Annotated in this window: 23 protein-coding genes and 2 pseudogenes; 13 read left to right on the forward strand and 12 right to left on the reverse strand. The window is 50.3% G+C overall.

The window, feature by feature from the left end; all coding sequences use genetic code 11:
- Window positions 1-490: 490 nt before the first annotated feature.
- The 3 genes and pseudogenes from ACH1XZ_RS07005 to ACH1XZ_RS07015 form a co-directional block, all read left to right on the forward strand.
- On the forward strand, window positions 491-697 hold the full coding sequence (locus ACH1XZ_RS07005; protein ID WP_395594945.1) for a hypothetical protein: 207 nt from the start codon (window positions 491-493) through the stop codon (window positions 695-697).
- A gap of 216 nt (window positions 698-913) precedes the next feature.
- A complete protein-coding gene (locus ACH1XZ_RS07010) occupies window positions 914-1,129 on the forward strand; it encodes a hypothetical protein (RefSeq protein ID WP_395594946.1) in 216 nt (71 codons plus the stop codon).
- 236 nt (window positions 1,130-1,365) lie between these two features.
- Window positions 1,366-1,536: pseudogene (locus ACH1XZ_RS07015) on the forward strand (hypothetical protein); the annotation flags it as partial.
- Between the two features lie 275 nt (window positions 1,537-1,811).
- On the opposite strand, the gene ACH1XZ_RS07020 reads toward ACH1XZ_RS07015, so the two are convergent.
- The 5 genes from ACH1XZ_RS07020 to ACH1XZ_RS07040 form a co-directional block, all read right to left on the reverse strand.
- A complete protein-coding gene (locus ACH1XZ_RS07020) occupies window positions 1,812-2,045 on the reverse strand; it encodes a hypothetical protein (RefSeq protein ID WP_395594947.1) in 234 nt (77 codons plus the stop codon).
- A 181-nt stretch (window positions 2,046-2,226) separates the two neighbouring features.
- Window positions 2,227-2,799, reverse strand: a complete 573-nt coding sequence (locus ACH1XZ_RS07025; protein WP_395594948.1) for a hypothetical protein — start codon at window positions 2,797-2,799, stop codon at window positions 2,227-2,229.
- 58 nt (window positions 2,800-2,857) lie between these two features.
- On the reverse strand, window positions 2,858-6,844 hold the full coding sequence (locus ACH1XZ_RS07030; RefSeq protein ID WP_395594949.1) for an autotransporter outer membrane beta-barrel domain-containing protein: 3,987 nt from the start codon (window positions 6,842-6,844) through the stop codon (window positions 2,858-2,860).
- Between the two features lie 11 nt (window positions 6,845-6,855).
- Complete coding sequence (locus ACH1XZ_RS07035) at window positions 6,856-8,025, reverse strand: autotransporter strand-loop-strand O-heptosyltransferase (protein WP_395594950.1); 1,170 nt, start codon at window positions 8,023-8,025, stop codon at window positions 6,856-6,858.
- A gap of 229 nt (window positions 8,026-8,254) precedes the next feature.
- On the reverse strand, window positions 8,255-9,052 hold the full coding sequence (locus ACH1XZ_RS07040) for an EAL domain-containing protein (protein WP_395594951.1): 798 nt from the start codon (window positions 9,050-9,052) through the stop codon (window positions 8,255-8,257).
- Between the two features lie 332 nt (window positions 9,053-9,384).
- On the opposite strand from ACH1XZ_RS07040, the gene ACH1XZ_RS07045 reads away from it, so the two are divergent.
- The 3 genes and pseudogenes from ACH1XZ_RS07045 to ACH1XZ_RS07055 all read left to right on the forward strand — a co-directional run.
- On the forward strand, window positions 9,385-10,200 hold the full coding sequence (locus ACH1XZ_RS07045) for a winged helix-turn-helix domain-containing protein (RefSeq protein WP_395594952.1): 816 nt from the start codon (window positions 9,385-9,387) through the stop codon (window positions 10,198-10,200).
- Between the two features lie 13 nt (window positions 10,201-10,213).
- A complete protein-coding gene (locus ACH1XZ_RS07050) occupies window positions 10,214-10,672 on the forward strand; it encodes a hypothetical protein (protein ID WP_395594953.1) in 459 nt (152 codons plus the stop codon).
- A 114-nt stretch (window positions 10,673-10,786) separates the two neighbouring features.
- Window positions 10,787-11,014: pseudogene (locus ACH1XZ_RS07055) on the forward strand (site-specific integrase); the annotation flags it as partial.
- Between the two features lie 34 nt (window positions 11,015-11,048).
- On the opposite strand, the gene ompW reads toward ACH1XZ_RS07055, so the two are convergent.
- Window positions 11,049-11,684: an outer membrane protein OmpW gene (gene ompW / locus ACH1XZ_RS07060; RefSeq protein ID WP_395594954.1), complete on the reverse strand. Its 636-nt coding sequence runs from the start codon at window positions 11,682-11,684 to the stop codon at window positions 11,049-11,051.
- A gap of 335 nt (window positions 11,685-12,019) precedes the next feature.
- Here ompW and ACH1XZ_RS07065 point away from each other — a divergent pair, with 335 nt between their 5' ends.
- The 3 genes from ACH1XZ_RS07065 to yciA are packed head-to-tail and all read left to right on the forward strand — an operon-like array spanning window position 12,020 to window position 13,764.
- Window positions 12,020-12,763: a YciC family protein gene (locus ACH1XZ_RS07065; RefSeq protein WP_395594955.1), complete on the forward strand. Its 744-nt coding sequence runs from the start codon at window positions 12,020-12,022 to the stop codon at window positions 12,761-12,763.
- Between the two features lie 47 nt (window positions 12,764-12,810).
- Window positions 12,811-13,350, forward strand: coding sequence for a septation protein A (locus ACH1XZ_RS07070; protein WP_035892980.1), 540 nt, complete (start codon window positions 12,811-12,813; stop codon window positions 13,348-13,350).
- Window positions 13,351-13,365: 15 nt separating this feature from the next.
- Window positions 13,366-13,764 carry an acyl-CoA thioester hydrolase YciA gene (yciA, locus tag ACH1XZ_RS07075; RefSeq protein ID WP_395594956.1) on the forward strand — a complete coding sequence of 133 codons (399 nt, stop codon included), beginning with the start codon at window positions 13,366-13,368 and terminating at the stop codon, window positions 13,762-13,764.
- A gap of 54 nt (window positions 13,765-13,818) precedes the next feature.
- Here yciA and ACH1XZ_RS07080 read toward each other — a convergent pair whose 3' ends face one another.
- Entirely contained in the window at window positions 13,819-14,355 is a 537-nt protein-coding gene (locus ACH1XZ_RS07080) for a YniB family protein (protein ID WP_395594957.1), read from the reverse strand.
- A 136-nt stretch (window positions 14,356-14,491) separates the two neighbouring features.
- On the opposite strand from ACH1XZ_RS07080, the gene hxpB reads away from it, so the two are divergent.
- The 4 genes from hxpB to ACH1XZ_RS07100 all read left to right on the forward strand — a co-directional run bounded on the left by hxpB (window position 14,492) and on the right by ACH1XZ_RS07100 (window position 18,323).
- On the forward strand, window positions 14,492-15,160 hold the full coding sequence (gene hxpB, locus ACH1XZ_RS07085; protein ID WP_395594958.1) for a hexitol phosphatase HxpB: 669 nt from the start codon (window positions 14,492-14,494) through the stop codon (window positions 15,158-15,160).
- 152 nt (window positions 15,161-15,312) lie between these two features.
- Window positions 15,313-16,074, forward strand: a complete 762-nt coding sequence (kduD, locus tag ACH1XZ_RS07090) for a 2-dehydro-3-deoxy-D-gluconate 5-dehydrogenase KduD (protein WP_395594959.1) — start codon at window positions 15,313-15,315, stop codon at window positions 16,072-16,074.
- 89 nt (window positions 16,075-16,163) lie between these two features.
- Window positions 16,164-16,754: a metal-dependent hydrolase gene (locus tag ACH1XZ_RS07095; protein WP_035892990.1), complete on the forward strand. Its 591-nt coding sequence runs from the start codon at window positions 16,164-16,166 to the stop codon at window positions 16,752-16,754.
- A gap of 177 nt (window positions 16,755-16,931) precedes the next feature.
- Window positions 16,932-18,323 (forward strand): L-cystine transporter, encoded by a 1,392-nt coding sequence (locus ACH1XZ_RS07100; RefSeq protein ID WP_395594960.1) that lies wholly within the window; start codon window positions 16,932-16,934, stop codon window positions 18,321-18,323.
- Between the two features lie 157 nt (window positions 18,324-18,480).
- Here ACH1XZ_RS07100 and cedA read toward each other — a convergent pair whose 3' ends face one another.
- The 5 genes from cedA to chbA all read right to left on the reverse strand — a co-directional run bounded on the left by cedA (window position 18,481) and on the right by chbA (window position 22,276).
- Window positions 18,481-18,720, reverse strand: coding sequence for a cell division activator CedA (cedA, locus tag ACH1XZ_RS07105; protein ID WP_395594961.1), 240 nt, complete (start codon window positions 18,718-18,720; stop codon window positions 18,481-18,483).
- 139 nt (window positions 18,721-18,859) lie between these two features.
- Window positions 18,860-19,615 (reverse strand): chitin disaccharide deacetylase, encoded by a 756-nt coding sequence (gene chbG / locus ACH1XZ_RS07110; RefSeq protein WP_395594962.1) that lies wholly within the window; start codon window positions 19,613-19,615, stop codon window positions 18,860-18,862.
- 11 nt (window positions 19,616-19,626) lie between these two features.
- On the reverse strand, window positions 19,627-20,973 hold the full coding sequence (locus ACH1XZ_RS07115; RefSeq protein WP_395594963.1) for a 6-phospho-beta-glucosidase: 1,347 nt from the start codon (window positions 20,971-20,973) through the stop codon (window positions 19,627-19,629).
- 105 nt (window positions 20,974-21,078) lie between these two features.
- Window positions 21,079-21,903 carry a transcriptional regulator ChbR gene (gene chbR / locus ACH1XZ_RS07120; protein WP_395594964.1) on the reverse strand — a complete coding sequence of 275 codons (825 nt, stop codon included), beginning with the start codon at window positions 21,901-21,903 and terminating at the stop codon, window positions 21,079-21,081.
- A 25-nt stretch (window positions 21,904-21,928) separates the two neighbouring features.
- Complete coding sequence (chbA, locus tag ACH1XZ_RS07125) at window positions 21,929-22,276, reverse strand: PTS N,N'-diacetylchitobiose transporter subunit IIA (protein WP_035897022.1); 348 nt, start codon at window positions 22,274-22,276, stop codon at window positions 21,929-21,931.
- Window positions 22,277-22,285 lie beyond the last annotated feature (9 nt).

A 22,285-nucleotide genomic window follows, 5' to 3' on the forward strand; every position in this document is an offset into this window, starting at 1 on the left:
ATCGATCATTTTTATCATGGCAATAAAGCGACATATCTCCGACTTTCTTTAAAAAACTGTTGCGAGAAAATTGCCCACACCTGCACTCGTCAGGTGTGGGCAAAGCAGGTAATTTTGCCTTAAATAATGAATAAACGTGCAACGATAATGAATAAGTCATACAAAATGCGAGGAGCATTTCCCTACTCCTTAAAATAACGTAATGCATTGCCCAAGCTGGCTTTTCTTCGGTCATACTACCTAACAAGGTTTACCGCACATTTTTTCGGCGTTCAATCCGGCTTCAAAATGTAACACCCGACATCAAAGAATTTCTAAAACTTCATTGAGCATACATTTTCCTTTCATTCGTAATAGATATCGGATAACCATCCCCGGACTTAACGTTTTTAATACAATACCTAAGACATTATTCGTACGTTGACATGTCATTTACTCACATTCATATTTCATGCAGAAAAATAATGTCCAGGGTGACGTGGAGAATCGCATGAAACACGCCAGAACCTATCCTGCTCAGCGCCGACGTCGTGGCGAATGCCTGAATGCCGGACTGACAATGCTGAGTGCTCGTGTCGCAGATGACCTTTGTGAATACGTGCGTGAGGTGGCAAGCCAAACACGAAAAAGTAAACAACAGATCATTACTGAAGCGCTTGTGTTATATCGGGAAAACAATCCAGAGATAACCGAGTAAATAAACTCATTTATATTGGTTAACAACAGGTCAGAAAAATAATTATTTAGCGAACACAATAAAAACATCCTGATGTTTTTAGGTATATCCTTGTGCGTAATATTTCGATTATCAGCCATGTTATTTAACTATTGTGGCCAGAAAATATTGCAAATGAGTTTTTTCGTCGTAACCGACAAAAGCGCAGTAGCGTATTTGATGTAAAGGGTCTTCTGAATGGTATTACTACGCGCTTGCTGTTCGCTGGGTTCGATTATGGGCATCACGTTAACGTTGACAATGGCGGTGATTACCGTATCGCTAACGACGTTGAACCTGACCCTGTCACTGTCTCAGGGGCTGGTTATTATGCCAATAAAGGCCCTATTTCACACCCTTATCGTCGCCTTAGTGTCCCTGCTGCACTATGTGCCTATAACGTATATGGGCTGAACCATTTTCACATTTGGTCTGTGGTGGACCCCCTGTGATGGGGGGATTTTTTGCGAGGTAATACAATGTGCGTCAATCTGTACGATAATGCTCGCCGCTATCGCGATGAGAAAAATAGTCATCAATAAATTAAGTCTGCTGATGTTATTTTACGCCGAGCTAGTTGGCATACTGCCCTTCAGCTTCTGGCGGATAACAGCGGTAATTGATAAAACACAACACAGGCTCCATCCCTAATGAAAAAAATCATGTTTTCCGCGTTGGCTTTCGCCGTCGTTGCCGCCGCTCCAGCTCACGCGATTAATGCCAAATACCGCGAGCAGCTCATCCGTTCAGGCTGTACACAGGTGACGGAGGGGGTCACTTGCGATATCAACAAAACCAAAGCGCAGAACGCCGCTAATGCGGGTAAGCCGCTTCCTAAAACGGCGCCTAAGCCAACAACGGCGTATGGTCAGATCGTGGGCGAAGCAGAAAGTATTCTCGGCTTGAAGGCGATTGCCGCTGAAGAGTATCTGGTCGAAAGAGGTTGGCGCCAGCAGTCTAACGGCGACTGGGCAAAATCGGGGCACCTGTTACGAATCGTGGAAGATAAGGGCTTCGTGCGCAACGCCCAGATCGTTAAATAATAATAAGGCTCCTAAGGGAGCCCTATTGTTTCTCATCAACAGGACGTGCCGCGTTATGCCACTTTGGTCACGCGTAAAAAACGCTGCGGTAATTCCCCTTCCACCACTAACAACACAGATTTCAACTCGATCTTCATACTCTGTTTAATAGCGGCAGCCTTTAAGCTGGTCGACTCTCGCTGAAACCCTCCATCGTTATAGGGCACCAGAAGAATACTGTCTCCCGGTACTTTTAGCTGCCGAAGTGCTTCCGTTCGCGTGTTGTAATTGAGGTATTTGCTTGCCATTCCTGTTCTCTTTATAGTACCAACCGTCAAAGCTGATCTAATTGATAAAATCGTGCGTTATCAATAATAATGGCTTTTATTTCCGGTGACGAAGAAAAAGAAATGTATGCTTTAAATGCGGAGCATTCCTGGTAAAGAAATAGGCTGGTCACAGTGTAAATATTCCACTTAAACGGACCATTTACTTCAGGCCTACCGATGACCAGCGATGTTCATGAATTTTTTGCCTGACAAAACTCGGATGGTACTCATCCCGAAAGAACTGATGAGCCTGAAGACTGCTCCTCATATTCAACAATTTTACCAGTCGGTTTACTCGCATATAAAACAACTTGGGGCTGACTCCCGCTATCCTGGCCGCGTCATTCATGGAGTCATTGAGTAAAAGTCCGTAGACCGTTGTTTTGTCCCGCTGGGTAAAGTTCTCCATGCTCCGGTGGGCCGTGAGCAGACGCATCACGTCTTCATAGCTGGCACCTGGGCAATGGCGTATCTTTTCGTGGTATTGCTGCAGAGAGAAAGTACTCTCAATCGAAATCAGTGATCCCAGTACTCGGGAAATGGCTGATGAATTGCCGATAAAAATGAATCGCCGTGCATCACTGTTGCGCTGAACACGGCGCAGGACGTCGTGCAGAGAGTGACAAGAAGTCAGGTCGACAATGCAGACACCCTGCTTGTAGCGGTTTCGTTGGTGCAGAGCCTCTAGGGCGAAACGTAAGAAGTGATTACGGGTTTCAATGCAGTACGTCACTGTAGTTCTCCATGTGAACGGGAAGAGGCTGTGTTCTCCTCCCGCTATTCATCCGTAATTAGAAACTGACGCGGATACCCGCAACACCCTGGACTGGTGTTTCGACATGACTACCCTGTCGGTAATTCGCCTCACCGTACAGAGTGATGTCTTTGCTTAAGTTAATTGAAGCGCCCACACCATATTTCCCGGAAGTGCCTTTAGCATTGTTGTCGAAGCGGTTAATGCTGTTAATCGTCACTTCATTTGAGTCAGCAAACTCCTGCACAACTGCTGCAGAGAAATAAGGTCTGAATTCGGTTTTACCCAGGCTGAACTTACCGGCAATCTTCGCACCTGCTTCACCCGTGACGGAGCGCGGGGTACCGGTGTTGCCTTTCATGCCGTTGCTGAGCGTGACCACTTCACTGTTCATCTGTACAAAACTCATGCGGGCAAACGGGGTCAGGCTGAGTTCGTCTGCAAGGTCAAATACATAACCCCCTTCTATCGCAGTGCTCAGAGCATATTGCTTCCAGTCGCCGCTGGTTTTGCCGCCGTTCGTCATTACCGCGCTCAGGTTGTTATTCAAACGGTTGCCTTTCAGCACGCCGTCGGCATAAAAACCGCTGGCATCAAACCACGTTGCATACACACCCAGACCATAGCTGTCGATTTTGCTCTTACCGCCGCGGGCGTGTTTCACCTGGTTGTCGCTGTAAGACATAAATGCCCCGGTCAGCAGACTGCCGCGACTGAAATCGGTTCTGACATCAGCACCAATCTCCATACCGTTCTGGTTAAGCGTGTACGCTGCGCCATTACTGGTATCGGCGTTGGTTTTACCGCCCAGGTAGTGGCCCCAGACATTGCTTTCAGGTCCGGTTTTATCCAGGTTCGCGCGGTAGGTACGTAAACCTTCAAGCTCAGCGTTCACCACATTTAAACCGGCATTTGACATGGACAGAACCGCATCCGTGGCTGGCGTAGTTTCAGGGCCACTGCCACCAGATTGTTCCTTCTGTATGACATCCAGGAACCAGACATTACCACCATTGAGACCGTCTTTATCCTGCGCGCTCTCCAGGGTATACATATAGGTACCACCATCAATGGCTTGCGTGCTTCGGCCTTTCGTCGTGACCATATCAAAATCAATGTCACCTCCCTGGTCATGAATCAGGTTTACGGTCAGGTCGGTATAATTGGCAATCTCTTTGCCTGAGTCGGTAACCCCTATACCAAAGCTACCAGTTCCCTGTTCGATAGTGACAAAGTTGGCATTGCTATCAGCCAGTGAGGTATTAAACAGGAAGTTACCGGTTCCACTGAGTTCTGAAATATTCAGCTCAGCGAAGTCATAACCATTACCGTCACGCAGGAAGGAAACATTGCCACCGTTCATGGTGAGATTATCGATTTGAGCCGGGGCTAGGCTGGCTGAGGCATCGGTAAAGTCGGCAACTGAGAGGGTCCCCCCGCTGATGTGCACATCCGTAGCGATAGAACCGGCTTCCATCAGCATTTCGCCACCGGTGCTTATCCGGGTTTCGCCGCCAGCTACTGCACCATTCATCAGCCACGACCGGCCGCCGCTGATGATATTGTCAGTGACCGTACCGCCACTGGATACGTACTGATAACCACCGCTATTGATGGTAGTAGAGGTAGCTGAGCCACCACTGTAGACACGCTGAATTCCAGCACTGCTGATGGTAGCAGAGGTTGCCATGCCGCCGCTGGAGACGAGTTGAGAGCCATCGTTGATGTTTGTAAAAATGGCCGAACCGCCACTTAAAACGTTCTGCCTGCCACCGCTGTTGATGGTGGTGTCAGTGGCCGAGCCACCACTTGAGATGAACTGTTCACCTCTATTGATGGTTGTAGAAATAACTTCACCTTTGAGGTGCTGTTCGCCACCGCTATTGAGGATGATGTCAGTGGCCGTGCCGCCACTAAATATTTCCTGAAGTCCCCAATCACTGATGGTAGCAGAGATAGACTTACCACCGCTTTCGACACGCTGGAAACCATCGGTGATGGTCGTAGAGGTGGCAGTGCCACCACTCTGGATGTACTGAGAACCGCTGTTGATGGTCGTACTGGTAACAGAGCCGCTATCACTGACGAACTGAACACCACCGCTGATATCTGTAGAGGTAGCCAGTCCTCCACTGGAAACGTACTGAATACCTCCTTTATTGATAGTGGCAGAGGTGGCCGAACCGCCACTGAAGATGTGCTGTTTGCCACCACTGTTGATGGTGGCACTATTGTCTATGCCGCCGTTATATACATTCTGGACTCCAGCGCTCTGGATGATGGTGTCGTTCGCAGTTCCGCCATTGGAAACGTTCTGAACGCCACCGCGGTTAATGGTGGCATCATTGGCAGTTCCACCACTGAAGATGTGCTGTTTGCCACCACTATTGATGTTGGCACTATTGTCTATGCCGGAAACATTCTGACTCCCACCGTTTTCGATGGTGGCATTATTGACTGTTCCGCCGTCATGCACATCCTGAATCCCACTGATGATGGCATCATTGGTTGTACCGTAGACTTGCTGAACCCCACCACTGTTGATGATGGTGTCATTAGCCAAACCGCCAACGTAGACCCACTGGCTACCACCGCTATTGATGGTGGCATTATTATCTATGCCGCCGTCATCCACATTCTGACGTCCAGCGCTTTTGATGATGGTGTCGTTGGCAGTGCCACCACTAGAAACATTCTGAACTCCGCCGCTGTTGATAGTGGCATCATTGGCAGTTCCACCACTGAATATGTGCTGTTCGCCACCACTATTGATGGTGGCACTATTGTCTATGCCGCCGTTATATACATTCTGGACTCCAGCGCTCTGGATGATGGTGTCGTTCGCAGTTCCGCCATTGGAAACGTTCTGAACGCCACCGCTGTTAATGATGGCATCATTGGCAGTTCCACCAATGTTGATGTTCTGTTCACCACCACTGTTGATGATGGTGCCATTGGCCGAACCGCCAAGGTAGACGGACTGGCGACCACCGCTATTGATGGTCGCATCATTGGCGGTGCCATGCACACCCTGGTTTCCCGCACTTTTGATAATGGTGCCGTTGGCAGTTCCGCCACTGAAAACATTCTGGAGTCCAGCGCTGTTGATGATGGTATCGTTAGCAGTTCCGCCACCGGAAACGTTCTGATTGCCTCCGTGGTTAATAGTGGCATCATTGGCGGTTCCACCACTTAAGATGTGCTGTTTGCCACCTATATTGATGGTGGCACTATTGTCTATGCCGCCGTCATACACATACTGAAGCCCAGCGTTTTTGATGATGGTGTCGCTAGCAACTCCGCCACTGGAAACATTCTGAATACCACCGTTTCCGATGGTCGTAGAGGTAGCAGAGCCGCCATTGTCGATGTTCTGACGACCACCGCTACTGATGTTCGTGATAGTGGCTAAGCCGCCATCGCTAATGCCCTGAATACCACCGCTGATGGTCGTGGAGGTGACCGAACCGCTACTGGTGATGCTCTGGACACCACCGCTACTAATGGTCGTAGAGGTAGCCGAACCACCTAAAACCATCTGACTACCACCGCTGCTGATGGTCGTGGAGGTGGCCGAACCACCTAAAACCATCTGACTACCACCGCTGCTGATGGTCGTGGAGGTGACCGAACCACCGTAAACAAGCTGACTACCACCGTTGCCGATGGTCGTGGAGGTGACCGAACCACCACTGGAAACTATCTGGCCACCATTGCTATTGATGTTTGTAACGTTAGCCGAACCACCACTGGAAACTATCTGGGTACCACCGCTATTGATGGTAGTAGAGGTGGCCTTATCGCCTGAAGAAAGATACTGTGGGCCCGTGCTGTTATCTACCGTCTCGCCCGTATAATCAACAGCCATAACCGGCCCTGAAGGCAGCAACATTGCCCCCAGCAGCAATGCCAGAGCACTTTTCTTTGACGCCACTTTCGGTCGACCAGAGCCGGATGCCAGTTCAGAGGTAACCACCCACTGCTGTCGCGACTCGTTCCAGACCGTGGTATAAATCTTGTTCATATTTACGTCCCTTATTTATCAACTAACCCAGCATGCAGACTGTCCACCATCCCGATAACCTGTTTTCCGGTTATCAGTCGCGTACATTCATACTGTCTGGGGGTATTCTTGTGATGCGGGCACCACAGAAAATCCACATGGTCAAAATCAACGGATGTGTCATCCCAGCAGCCGTTACAGCCATGGCTGCTGAATACTCGCCAGGGGGTGTAAAACTCACTAATGGGGAGACTGAATCCGCTGATAAGCACCACAGGAATGCCGGCCGCCCAGGCAAGCCATGACAACCCGCTGCCCAGACCGATAAAGAAACTCGCGTGCTTTAACAGGTCGACCCGCTCCTGAAGAGGAATATCGCCCGTAAAGTCTTCTGCGCCATGAGGGATGTGATTCCAGATAAATCCCTGGCCGTAATGTGCATGACGGTCAATGCACAGCACCCGGTATCCCAATGACTTGAGGTGAGCCACCACCTCCGCCCAGCCATAACCGTTGTTCCAGTATTTCGCCTGGTTGGTGGACTGCGCGGCGATGCAGACGTATGGCTCAGCTATTTTTCGTTCTGCATCCAGTTTCAGATGCGGAGCGCATTCCCGAGGGTCAACGCCGAGGATGTAACCAGCATTGCGGTGAAACCCGACTTTCCTGAAATCAATGGGCTGATGCTGTGTCTCACCCTTAAAGAACAGGCCGACATACCAGGATGCGTAGGGATTAACGGTCTGGAGAGACTCTTTTGTGGAAAAGATAATTTCTGGATATTGCGCGCTGAGCAGGTCAATAATTTCCTGCCCCATGACGCATTCAAGCTGGCATCGGTGTAACTGACGAAACCGCTCGGCGTAATGGAACCATCCGAGCATATCGCCCAGGGTTCCTGTCGGGAAAAAGATGACAACCGGCTTGTCCTTCATTTCCAGCCGTTCATCCAGGATCGGCTGCGCTTCTCCCTGATGAAATACCTGGATACGGAAACGTACGTAATATTTTTTATTACTGGTGACCCACCCTCCTTCAGAATCACAGCTGAAAAGAATATTTCCGCTATCATCATCCATTAAAACGACATGCCACTTACCTTCTGGAAGATAAACACGCGCACCGTAATTAAAGTCAAACAGAATACCTTCTGGCCCGGAGCAGGACGGAAATGCTGGAGGGTTGGCAAAGCTAACTGACATATTTCATGTATCCTTAGTCTTCACTGCATCGGTAAAATGAAAGCAATAGCACTGCGGCATCTTCAGCAATGCTTATTGAAAGGTCTCAAATCGCTTTTATTTCAGCGATGCAATAAACCAGTTTTTCACTATTTACTGACCACAGAGTGATGAAAAATTATGTGGGTAATAAGTTGAATCCAATAAAACATCAATCACTGATGTTTAACGTATTAACCAAATAAAGAATTCAAATGAGTGAGCAAAACGCTCGCATGCTTAGAGGTTTTGAAAACAGATAGCCCTGAAATAAATTCACGCCTTTATTTTTCAAAAGTTCCAGTTGCTCGTTATTTTCGACGCCCTCTGCAATAACATTAATCTTCAGACTCGCAGAAAGAGCAACAATTGAGTCAATGACCGCAGAGTAAACAAGCGCACCATTACAGGCAACCGTCAGGCATTTATCTATCTTGATTATTGAAAAACCTGTGTGCTCGATATATTTCAGACATGAACTCCCATGTCCGAAGTCATCAATAGCAAATCGCACGCCTGCATCGGCCAAACCTTGCAGGGTTTCAAGCGCAAAATCATCAAGCTCTATTGTTCCACGTTCAACGATTTCAAGAGTAACGCCAGCCTTACCCGCGAAAAAATCATTAAAGTCGATAACAGCCTCAGTGACTCGCGGTGATCTGAGCTGTTTTGTGCAGATATTGAATGATAAATAAAATCCTTCTGGTAAAAAATCCATATAAGGCGCGAAGTGACTCTTCACGCTCTTAAGCAACTCACAGGTGACGTCGTTAATAGCCTCACTGGACTCTATTAATGAAATGTAGCTTTCCGGGGTATACAGGACCCCTTTCTTTTTTATTCTCAGCAGAACCTCTCCACCAATCAGCTCATCAGATCGGTAGATAGGCTGTATATAGGGTATGAATTCAGCCTCGTTCAGTTGGGCTGCAACAATCCTGTTTCTGACAGCGGCATGCCAGGAACTGAACAGACGTTCAATTTTCATCAGTATCTTGATGTTTTTCATTTCTGCTAGCTCCTTATTCTCTCGTGGTCGCAGTGGCCGTTCCGCCCGAATGATTAGTTCTGTGAAGCCCGAATGCTTGTGTATTCCTGTGACTTCATTTTCTGGAGGTCATGGTATCTAAGCCCATAGTTTGATAACAATATGTATCGTGAATATGTCAAATTACAGACGAATAAACTAATAACAATCTTAGTTACAAATCATTATTCCGTAAGCAAAAAGGAGGCGTGGTGGGGAGTGTGATATCATTGGAAACCAGTTGGCACGGGCAGTAGGATCAGAGGTTTACGTCTTCAGACGACCTTTTCACCATGAGGCACGGAGAGTCGGAAATGGTTTATTTGATTGATATGCGGATCAAGTATCGCCCTGAGGATGGGGCGATGTGGCTACAGGATGATGAGAGCTCGCTCATTGTCCTGACCGTTATCATGAACAGATTGCTTTCCTATCTTCTTGAACATCGCGGGCAAGTTGTGACACGCGATGGGTTGCTGGAGAATGTCTGGGATTTGCATGGTTTGCGATCTTCAGGTCACACATTGAATAAATACATTTCTGAGCTCAGAAAACAATTCAGAAACTTTGGTGTCACAACCGAGTGTATTACCACTATCCCCAGAATAGGTTTTATGTTTGAGGGGGGGATAGATGTACAGGTCCTTTCGCAAAAGCCACTGAATAGTCAGCCTGATACCAATATCGATACCAGCATTGATATTGCCGCGCCAGAAAAAAATGATGACAGCCCCCCTTCCCGCCATGTCTTAATTTATCCCCTGATAATCGCGGGTATCATCGCTATTTGCTCTTATTTCCTGCCTGCAGAATTTTTGCACCAGGAAAATGTTCAGGTGCCCAAAAAAGACATCCCGACATACCTTCTTTTCAACTACGGTGACTGCCCTGTTTACACCACGCAGAATAATTCGACCGCGCTTGCAGAGCATAAAAAATTGCTCTTTCTCGATCTTGCCAATCAGGAAGGCATTGCGTGCCTGCACGGTACTTCATTTTTGTATCAGGTTTCCGAATCGTACCTTTACGGTCGTGAAGGAAGAGCATTCATCAGTCGGTGTACGTTAAAAGACAATAAATATATCTCGTGCTTAAATTATTACTGGAGTGGTTATGCACGTAAGCCTTAAGAAAGGAGCGCTAGTGACGACCGTGACGCTACTGATGATAACAGCGGCAGGTTTGCTCTGGCATAAAAAATCTCAGCAGCCGGGCATAAAAATAAATTGCTCCACTATCCTGCATTATGACCATGCCAGCCCTAATTATGTTTCCAGTCTGGAAATGACATTCAGGTTAGACAAGGACTACGAAGGGCTGGTTGTACTGTCTGGTTACATTGACACACCGACTGGCAGGCAGACCATCGCCCGCAATATCCAGTTTGATTATAGTGTTAAGACTCCCGGTGAAATAACCGTCAGAAACATGAGCTATATAAAAACACTCAGGGATAATGCCCATGACGAGATCGTGAAAAATAGTTTCTTCTTTGTTCCCGAGGGGACTGAGCGACAATTACGGTTAAACCCATTAAGCAATGCCTGGTTACTGGGTAATCCGCAGTCGCCCTTTGCATTATGTGTGAATAAGAAGGATTAATATTCCTGCTAGTATGATGAAACTGATTCAGCGCCTTTGCGCATTACGAAGGCAGTTCGTGCGTAACCGGTCAATACTCCAGAGTTCGTTTGATGTCCCAGTAATCCCCATAAGGTAATGCCTGGAACACTCACCGTAGCATTTAGCAAAGCAAGAGATGAAGTGGAATACAACCGGGAAGAAAACGGAACGCCACCAAGCTTTCATGAACAGAGATCCCTTTTGGAACGTCTGTACAGAACTCAGGGGATTGATACCCAGGTGCTCGGTCATTCGAGCAAAACCATAACGGATCGTTACAACGATTCACGCGGGAAAGAGTGGAAGAAACTGGTCATTTAATGACCAGTTTTGCAGAAGGGGTTTGCAGAGGAAATCAGAAGCGGTAACCGGCTGAGAACATAAACACCCACGGATCCAGTCTGGTACTGACACTCTGATTCACACCACCAGCCTTAAACTTCACGTTGGTATCGATATCCATGTACCAGACCGACATATTCAACAGCCAGTCACGGTTAATCAGATAATCCAACCCGACCTGCCCTGCCGCTCCCCAGGAATCGTCGAGACTCAGGTCAGAAAGCCCAGCCTTTTTACCGGTATCGTTAAAGTCGTTATCAAAGAAGGTGGTGTAGTTGATGCCCGCACCGATATACGGGCGTACCTTGCTCTGCGCATCGCCAAAGTACCACTGCGCCATCAGCGTTGGCGGAAGTTGATGGACGGTGGCGATATTCCCGGTTGGCCCGGTTCCCACCTTGTGGCGGAACGGTGTAGCGGCCAGCAACTCAATACCGATGTTGTCCGTGGCCATGTAGGTAAAGGTCAGGCCGAGCTGCGTATTGTTGCTGACGTTAAAGCTACCGAGGCTGCCTAAAACGTTATCAGAACCTTCCGTTGGCCTGACGGTTGCCGAACCTGCACGGATGAAGAATTCACCCGCTTCGTGCGCCCAGACGCTGCCGGAAAAGGTACTCAACACTAATGCAACCACTGCTAACTTTTTCATATCCACTTCCTCATTATGGTTTTTCAAGCGCGGCAAATATACCCATAACGAGTTACTTTTGATCCGTCACAGATCACACAAAGTCATTAGATTTAACATTTATTGATCCAGATTAATTTTTGCCTTTACAATCAATTGGCGTATTAGCACCCACATCAATTCCTTGACTTTCTCACGCAGGGTGCCATTGACCGGCATTTCTCGGCGCACTCTGGCGATGTGAGATTCTCTTTACAAAGATATACTTAGCGCAACCCGCGTAGAGAGTGCTACGGTCGCGCGATTTGCGGTACAATTGCCGGCTAATTAACACCTGCAATACTCAAGGAGAGTGCATGTCTATCACGGCGCAGTCTGTATACCGTGACACGGGTAATTTTTTCCGTAATCAGTTCGTCACCATTTTACTGATTGCCTTGCTCTGTGCATTTATCACCGTAGTGCTTGGCCATGCCTTTTCCCCCAGCGATGAACAGCTCGCGACGCTGACCGTCGGGGATAATCTGGCGGGCAGCACCGGCCTGTTTGATCTGGTTCAGAACATGACCCCGGAACAGCAGCAGGTTCTGCTGCGCTCTTCTGCGGCTTCGACGTTCTCCGGGCTGATTGGTAACGCGGTTCTCGCAGGCGGAATTCTGCTGCTGATCCAGCTTATTTCTGCCGGTCATCGCGTTAGCGCTCTACGCGCTATCGGCGCAAGTGCGCCGGTGCTACCTAAGCTGTTCGTGCTTATCTTCATCAGCACCTTCCTGATCCAGATGGGCATGATGCTGATCATCGTCCCGGGTATTCTGCTGGCTCTCGTGCTGGCGTTTGCGCCGATCATCATGGTGCAGGATAAACTTGGCGTGTTCTCCGCCGTGCGCGTCAGTACGCGTCTCGGCTGGGCGAATATGCGCCTTATCGCGCCAGCGGTTATCGGCTGGATGCTGGCGAAAACGCTGCTGCTGCTTCTGGCATCCAGCTTTGCCGTGCTCACCCCTTATATCGGCGCCGTGGTGGTCAATACCCTTAGCAACCTCGTTTCGGCTTTGTTGCTGATCTATTTATTCCGCGTGTATATGCTAATTCGTCAATAAACTGATGCTGCCCATCGGTGGGCAGCGCTGAACTACGGAATCGAAGTATGAAGCAGTTTCTGGATTTCTTACCGCTGGTTGTCTTCTTTGCCTTCTATAAGATTTATGACATCTATGCGGCCACCAGCGCGCTGATCGTCGCCACTGCGGTGGTGTTGATTTACAGCTGGGTGCGCTACCGCAAAGTTGAAAAAATGGCGCTGATCACCTTTATTCTGGTGGCGGTGTTTGGCGGTCTGACTATCTTCTTCCATAACGATGAGTTTATTAAATGGAAGGTGACGGTGATTTACGCCCTCTTCGCTGGCGCCCTGCTGGTGAGCCAGTGGGTGATGAAAAAGCCGCTTATCCAGCGCATGCTGGGTAAAGAACTCACCCTGCCGGAAACCGTGTGGTCACGACTGAATCTGGCCTGGGCGGTGTTCTTTATCTTATGCGGCGTGGCCAACATCTACATCGCCTTCTGGTTGCCGCAGGAAATCTGGGTAAACTTTAAGGTGTTTGGCTTAACCGCTCTGACGCTGGTGTTCACCGTGCTGAGCGGCGTTTACATCTATCGTCATATGCCGCAAGACGACCATAAGTAAGTACAGAGAAGAACCATGACTCAACAAAATGACGCGCCTCAGGGTGAGCTGGTATTACGCACGTTAGCTATGCCTGCGGATACCAATGCCAACGGTGATATTTTCGGCGGTTGGTTAATGTCGCAAATGGATATTGGCGGCGCCATTATGGCAAAAGAGGTCGCCCATGGCCGTGTAGTGACCGTTCGCGTGGATGGTATGACCTTCCTGCGCCCGGTTGCGGTGGGTGATGTAGTGTGCTGCTACGCGCGCTGCGTGAAACGCGGCAATACGTCAGTCACTATCAACATAGAAGTGTGGGTGAAGAAAGTGTCGTCGGAGCCGATTGGCCAGCGCTACAAGGCCACCGAGGCGCTGTTTATCTACGTCGCGGTTGATCCGCAAGGTAAGCCTCGCGCTATCCCAACCGCATAAAACAACAAGCCCGGCAATTGCCGGGCTTGTTGTTTGTAGGCCAGATGGCGCGCATTAAAGAAAACCCAGCACCTTCAAAACAAAGTAGCCAATCACGATGATGATAATCGGCAAAATATAGAGCGGGAAAAACTGTACCAGAATCGTGTGACGCGGCACCTCGACTCGTGCTTCCAGCGCTTCACGGCTCAGCCCTTCCGCCCCTTTCGCTTTCTCAAGAATAAGCTGATCGTTCACCCCTTCACGCAAATACTTCGCCTGACGCGACATTCGTGCGCCGGAATCCTGCATCGCCAGCGCCACAAAGATCAGCGAATAGATAATCCAGAACATAATATTCAGGCCGTTATGGAAATCCGGCTGCGGTGAGTTGTACCAAAAGACATTTAAGAATGGCGTATTGAAACGCATCATTTCGACCATCACGTGCACGAAGTCCATCATGACAGCATCAATTCCCGGCTGTTTAGCGCTGTGCTCGTACATAAATTTGAGTACGGAAATCAGCGTTGAAATCACGGCAGGAATAAAAATCACCCACCCGGCGATACGCTTCAGGATGGCAATGCGTCCAGCTTGTTGATACGTCATGGGTTCCCCTTGTTAAGACGCTTCACGCTCGGGCTAAGTGCTTATTGAGTCTACCTGCTGAAGGTGACTTTCGCCCGACTTTACGCGCGATATGATATACCATTGCTGAACTCGATACCCTAAAGGAGAGGTAGTTATGTCCACCGAGCGTCAAATACGTGCCGCGATTTTCGATATGGATGGCTTATTGATCGATTCAGAACCGCTGTGGGACCGTGGTGAACACGAAGTCCTGAGCGAGCTGGGGGTAGACTTCACCCGTCGTCATGAGCTTCCGGATACCCGCGGTTTGCGTATCGATCTGGTTGTGGACCTTTGGTACGGACAACAACCATGGACGGGGCCGGATCGCGCGACCGTCGTTGAGCGCATTATCAGCCGCGTTATCGCCCTCGTTGAAGCGACGCGACCACTGCTGCCTGGCGTACGTGAAGCCGTAGCCCTTTGCAAAGCCCAGGGGCTGAAGGTCGGCCTCGCCTCCGCATCGCCGCTGTATATGCTGGAAAAAGTGCTGACCATGTTTGACCTGCGTGACCAGTTCGATGCGCTGGCTTCCGCCGATAAACTGGATTACAGCAAACCGCACCCGCAGGTCTACCTAAACTGTGCATCACAGCTTGGCGTCAGCCCACTCAACTGTGTGGCGCTGGAAGATTCGGTCAACGGGATGATTGCCAGCAAAGCCGCACGCATGCGCGCCATTGTGGTTCCCGCGGCTGAAAGCCAGCTCGATCCGCGTTTCAGCCTGGCCGATGTCAAACTGCTTTCTCTTGAATCTCTCACCCGCGAAAATCTTCTTGGGTAATGGTTATGCGGGCATAAATTATGCCCGCAAATGATAACCACCTCATAAAAATGAAACGCTGTTTTATTTTTATTTGAATTTTCGACTACGCCCTTCTATGCTTTCGCCTGTAGGTCATCTCATAACGATAAAAACCGCATACAGGGGTCGACATGATTCTTAACGCTTTTAATCTGCAAGGCAAAGTGGCGCTCGTCACCGGGTGTGATAAAGGTCTGGGTCAAGGCATGGCGCTAGGGCTCGCCGAAGCCGGGTGCGATATTGTGAGCGTCAGCCGCCGGGTGCCGCAGGAAACCGCCGAAAAAGTGGCGGCGCTGGGGCGACGTTTGTACGCGATCCAAGCCGACCTGAGCCAGGCCGAAAGCATCGCTGATATTGTGCCTGCGGCCGTTGCCGCTGCGGGTAGAATTGATATTCTGGTCAACAATGCCGGGACTATCCGCCGGGAAGATGCGCTCACCTTTAGTGAAAAGAATTGGGACGAGGTAATGAACCTGAACATCAAATCGGTGTTCTTTCTCTCACAGGCCGTTGCAAAGCAGTTCCTGAAGCAAGGTGATGGCGGAAAAATTATTAACATTGCCTCGATGCTCTCTTTCCAGGGCGGCATTCGTGTGCCATCCTACACCGCCTCAAAAAGCGGCGTTCTCGGTATCACCCGCCTGCTGGCGAATGAATGGGCGCAGCACCGGATTAACGTTAACGCGATCGCGCCAGGGTATATGGCCACCAACAATACCCAACAGCTGCGCGAAGACGCCGAGCGCAGCAAAGAAATCCTTGACCGTATTCCGGCAGGCCGCTGGGGTTCACCAGACGATCTGAAAGGCCCGGTGGTCTTCCTCGCCTCATCCGCCTCCGACTATATCAATGGCTACACTGTTGCCGTCGACGGTGGCTGGCTGGCGCGTTAATTTTTTGACAAAGAGTTACACTGTAACCTCTTCCGCCTACTGTATAAAAACCCTATACTGTATGAATTTACAGAACAATGGGTTTTATCATGACGGCGGAAGGTCATCTGCTCTTTTCCATCGCCTGCGCGGTGTTTGCTAAAAATGCCGAGCTCACGCCAGTTCTCGCTCAGGGGGACTGGTGGCATATTGTGCCGTCGGCGATATTGACCTGTCTGCTCCCGGATATCGACCACCCGCGCTCGCTGCTCGGGCAGCGGCTGAGCTGGTTGTCCAAACCCATCGCGCGACTTTGCGGTCACCGCGGGTTCACCCACAGCCTGCTCGCCGTTTTTGGTGCGCTGACGCTGTTCTATCTGAAGGTGCCCGATAGCTGGATTGTGCCAGCCGATGCGCTTCAAGGCATGGTGCTGGGCTATCTCAGCCACATTCTTGCCGACATGCTGACTCCCGCGGGCGTGCCGCTGCTCTGGCCCTGCCGCTGGCGTTTTCGTCTGCCTATTCTTGCTCCACGCAAAGGCAACCAGTTAGAGCGCGTGCTGTGCATGGCGCTGTTCGCCTATGCCGTCTTTATGCCCCAGTCGCTGCCGGACAACGGCGCAGTACGCTGGTCTTCATCGATGATTAATTTGCTGCAAACGGACTTCAACCGCTTTATCGGTCGCCATGTTGAGCAATAATCCAGCGAAAATCACACTTTTGGTATAATCCATTCCATTTGGATATAAGCGGACTAATACACTTCTGTTAACCTTCTCACATCCAGACAAATCTTTACGGATTTGATCTAAAAAACACGCGTCGCGGCAATCTTTATTGCCGCTGAACGCCGTGGATAATACTTCAGGAGAACGGGGATGAATTTTCCATTAATAGCGAACGTTGTGGTGTTCGTGGTACTGCTGTTTGCGCTGGCGCAAACGCGTCATAAACAGTGGAGTCTGGCTAAAAAAGTACTGGTCGGCCTGGTTATCGGCGTGGTCTTTGGCCTTGCGCTGCAGATGATTTACGGTTCCGACAACCCGGTGCTGAAAGATTCTATTCAGTGGTTTAATATTGTCGGCAACGGCTATGTGCAACTGCTGCAAATGATCGTTATGCCACTGGTCTTCGCCTCAATTCTGAGCGCCGTTGCCCGTCTGCATAACGCTTCTCAGCTCGGTAAAATCAGCTTCCTGACCATCGGTACGCTGCTGTTTACCACGCTGATTGCTGCGCTGGTCGGTGTGCTGGTCACAAACCTGTTCGGTCTGACCGCTGAAGGTCTGGTTCAGGGTACGGCAGAAACCGCGCGTCTGAACGCTATTCAGAGCAATTATGTTGGTAAAATCGCCGATCTGAGCGTGCCGCAGCTGCTGCTCTCCTTCGTACCGAAAAACCCGTTTGCTGACCTGACCGGTGCTAACCCAACGTCTATTATCAGCATCGTTATCTTCTCTGCATTCCTCGGCGTCGCGGCGCTGAAGCTGCTGAAAGACGACGAGCCGAAAGGCAAACGCGTGCTGACCGCTATCGATACCCTGCAAGGCTGGGTCATGAAGCTGGTTCGCCTGGTGATGCAGCTGACGCCTTACGGCGTGCTGGCGCTGATGACCAAAGTCGTTGCGGGTTCTAACCTGCAGGACATCATCAAGCTGGGCAGCTTTGTTGTCGCCTCTTATCTGGGTCTGATCATTATGTTCGTGGTTCACGGCCTCCTGCTGGGTGCTAACGGCGTCAGCCCGCTGAAGTATTTCCGTAAAGTCTGGCCGGTACTGACCTTCGCCTTCACCAGCCGTTCCAGCGCCGCGTCTATTCCGCTGAACGTGGAAGCGCAGACCCGTCGTCTGGGCGTGCCGGAATCTATCGCCAGCTTCTCTGCCTCCTTTGGTGCGACCATTGGTCAGAACGGTTGTGCTGGTCTGTATCCGGCAATGCTGGCGGTAATGGTTGCGCCAACCGTAGGCATTAATCCGCTGGATCCGGTGTGGATTGCGACCCTTGTTGGCATCGTGACCGTGAGCTCTGCCGGTGTTGCTGGCGTGGGCGGCGGTGCGACCTTCGCGGCACTGATTGTGCTGCCAGCTATGGGTCTGCCGGTGACGCTGGTTGCGCTGCTGATTTCCGTTGAACCGCTGATCGATATGGGACGTACCGCGCTGAACGTGAGCGGTTCCATGACTGCCGGTACCCTGACCAGCCAGTGGCTACGCCAGACCGACAAAGACGTGCTGAACAGCGAAGAAGACGCCGAGTTAGCCCACCGCTAACTTGTCGGCCGGATAAGGCATCGCCGCCATCCAGCAATCTGCAACATTCTGCCTGATGGCGCTTCGCTTATTAGGCCTACAATGCCACTTGAGCATCGCTACTTCAGAAAAAAAACGCTGGTGAAAACCAGCGTTTTTTTATATCTGGATCACGCCGTTACGCGTCGATATCCCCTTCCTGCCGCATCTGCACAGCCCAACGCTGGGCCGACTCCGGAATGGAGAATGCCTGCGAGCGACAAAACGCGCTGCCCATCAACACAAACGCCACATACTTGCCGCGCAATAACCAGACATCGCGAAAGCCTTCTACTTTCACAGCGTGATCGGGCGGAGCGGGTTCGATGCGCGGTACATAGCTGATAATCTGCCGTTTTTGTTGGCGGAGCGGTTTCATAAGCAGTTAAATTCACAATCAGTAATAGCAAAAGCAGGAAAGACTTATGATAGCAGGATTCACCCAAGCGCGTCATACACAAAAAAGCCCGGCAGGAATGCTGCCGGGCAAGGGTTGAGGGGGTAAAACATTACTCGTATTACACGTCGCGGTAGGTCCCGAGACGATAACCTCGTTCAGCAATCGCGTACTTCAGCGATTCAGAAGTCAGCACATCCAGCTCATCCAGACGCGGGTAGCAATACGCGCTGCCCATAATCGTCCGGTCGGCAAAAGCCGGATGGCACATCACTTCCAGAGACTGCTCATTACGGGCCATTGAGCTTTCCAACACCTTCAGGAACAGCGCTTCCGATACGGCATCACCGTAAAACTCACTGCTAAAGCCTTCTGTACTGCGCAGCCCTTCCGGTAACTCAAACGGATACGGAATAGTGCGGTCAATACGTAGCGCAATGCCTTTCGATTTCGCAAACTCGGCCACCAGCGGGAAAATTTGCGGGATCATGTGCACATGGTGGTGACTATCAAAATGCGTCGGCTCGGCATCGAACAGGTCGATAAAGCGACGATACTGACACTCCAGCTCATGGGCTATTTCATCCATCGGCAGCGAGCCCTCTTCCGCCATCTGCCAGATCCACTTGCCCAGTTTCCCCTCGCGGGTCAGTCCAGGCATCGGTGACAACGGTTCGCCCAGCGTCAGCACAAAGTGCATGCCCACGGCGAGTTCCGGCGTACGGCGGCTCATGCGAGCCGCGTGGTCGATAGCCGCGCCGTTTACCAGCGCGGTGGTCGAGGTGACCAGGCCATGCTTACAGGCATCGATAATGCCGTAGTTCTGCCCCTTACTCAGACCATAATCGTCGGCATTAACGATTAACAAACGTTCCATCATGCCTCCTGTCACTGTTTCAGTTTCTCCACGGTGGCAGCGAAGTTCGGCAGCCATTCTTCATGCGCCAGAATCAGTTCGCGCGCCAGCACCTCTGCATCTTTATCAGAGTGGATGAGCGGGCTTAAGTTCAGCGCCAGCAGCACATCGTTAAACTCACCGCTCAGCGCCGCCTGGCTTGCCGCCACTTCGAAACCTTTGATGGTGTGGATAAGGCCCAGCACTTTCTCATCAAAATGGGTCACGCGCGGGTGCGGTTTTGCACCATCACGGCCCAGAATGGAGGTCACTTCGATAGACCAGTCTGCCGGGATGTTATCAATATGACCGTGGTGTGGAATGTTGACGTAATGTTCGGTCTGCTTATCGTTGTAGATAGCGTTGATGACCTCGCACGCGGCATCGGAGTAGTACGCCCCACCACGCAGTTCCAGTTCTTTAGGCTTCACGTTCAGATCCGGATTTTTGTACAGTTCGAAGAGCTGTTTCTCAACCTTCTGTACGACCTGAGCGCGCGCGCCGCCTTTGTAGTACTCACCCATTTCAATCGCCAGCATCTCTTTTTGCTTGAAGTAGTACAGCAGATAAGAGCACGGCAGCAGGTTCAGGGAACGCAGCAGCCCTTCGCTGAACGGCATATCAAAGATGTTTTTAACGGTATTCGCCGACAGCGTACCGGAGGCGACGCCGTCCAGCAGTTCAGCAAAGCGAGACTCGCCGTTCACCAGCACATCGCGCACGAACACCATATGGTTCAGGCCGAACAGATCAATGGAGAGGTCATCTTTCTCGGTCAGGCGCAGCACGTCGGTGAAGAACATTTTCATACCGATTGGAATGTTGCACACGCCGATGAAACGTTTGAAATTGGTGTGACGGTAAACCGCTTCTGTCACCATCCCGGCCGGGTTGGTAAAGTTGATAACCCACGCATCCGGGCAGACTTCCTGCACATCTTTAATGATGTCGAAAATTACCGGAATAGTGCGCAGACCTTTAAACAGGCCGCCCGCGCCGTTGGTTTCCTGACCCAGGTAACCGTGGCTCAGCGGAATACGTTCGTCTTTTTCACGGGCTTTCAGCTGGCCTACGCGCAGCTGGGTGGTGACAAAGTTGGCGTCTTTCAGCGCTTCGCGGCGGTTCAGCGTCTTATAGACCTTCATCGGCACGCCCGCTTTTTCCACCATGCGCTCACACAGCGCGTGGATAATATCCAGCTTTTCCTGGCCGCCTTCGACGTCAACCAGCCACAGTTCCGTTACCGGCAGCTCATGATAGCGCTTAAGAAAACCTTCCAGTAATTCCGGCGTATAGCTGCTACCACCACCAATAGTAACGACTTTCAATTTCTGGCTCATACTTTTCTCCCTCGAGATCCACAAGCTAAACGTGGCTTACCCGCCGCATAATATGCGGTGAGCTAAATACTTTGTTTCAGAACTACGAAATCGTGTCGTAGCGCGTTATTTAATAACTGTCAGTTTCTTCCGATAATTACTTGGCGTGAATGAGGTCAGCTTCTTGAATGTTTTAATAAACAGACTTGGGCTGCTGTAACCTGACTCATACGCAATATCGGTTACCGAGTAGTTGGTTATTTCCAGTTGTTTCTTGGCAAAGTTAATGCGGATATCATTGATAATCTGCATCGGCGTTTTACCATAATAGCGCTGGGTGGCTCGGGTTAAATATTCCTGGGTTTTCCCGGATAACGCGACCATATTTTCCAACGCACCTTCACCAAACTTTAATTTATCGTGCATGGCTTCTACGGTGGTTTTTAACCACTGTGGCGTCACATCCTGCGCCTGTTCTTCCCGGTGATGTCGTAGACGGTTAATCACATAGAAGGAAACCAGTTCAATAAATTCATCGAATTCCGTTTCGCGAAAATGTAGTGAGGCAATAACCGACTCAATGTAGCTAAGAAACGTGCTTTTGATCGAATAGACTTGCGAAGCAACCAGCGCAAACGGCACCAATGATTGGTAATGGGTATCGAAGAAATCTTTGCTGATCCCTACGTTGAGAATTCGCGTAGCACCGAACTCGTAGAAGCTCTGGTGATGCGACCCCATAGGGATAAAGACAAAGTCTCCTCGCTCCAGCATAACTCGCTTACCGTTTATCACCTGATAATAGCGACCGGTCAGTACGATAGTGAACTCGTAGTAGTCGTGCTGGTGTAACCCACTGATGCTTTCCGTTTTGTTGTAGATGAAGACATGAAAATTTTTACCGTTAAAGAGCTGTTGTTCTCGGGCGGTGTTGATTTCCATGGTGATCATCTTCGGTTGCCTCATAGGGAAAAGCCTATTGTACCTTCTCGTGGAGTTCGATCAATTCAGCAACCAGCTCGCGTGCTAACATTGAGGTCATAAGATGATCTTGCGCATGGACCAGCACCAGGCTCACCTTCATTTTGCCTTCGCCTTCATCGCTCTCAATCAGCTGAGTCTGCACGCGGTGGGCTTCGCTCAGCGCAATGCGGGACTGTTCCATCGTGGCTTTTGCGGTTTCGAAATCACCCTGCTTTGCCAGTTTCAGCGCAGCGTACGCCAGGCTGCGTGCTTGCCCTGAGTTGATAATCAGGCCCATTACCACTTCTTCGAGATCGTTTTCCTGCACGTCCTCAGCAACAACATTATCCAGATCAAACATAACTATTCC

The organism is Kluyvera chengduensis (genome assembly GCF_044197065.1).
Taxonomy (GTDB): domain Bacteria; phylum Pseudomonadota; class Gammaproteobacteria; order Enterobacterales; family Enterobacteriaceae; genus Kluyvera; species Kluyvera ascorbata_C.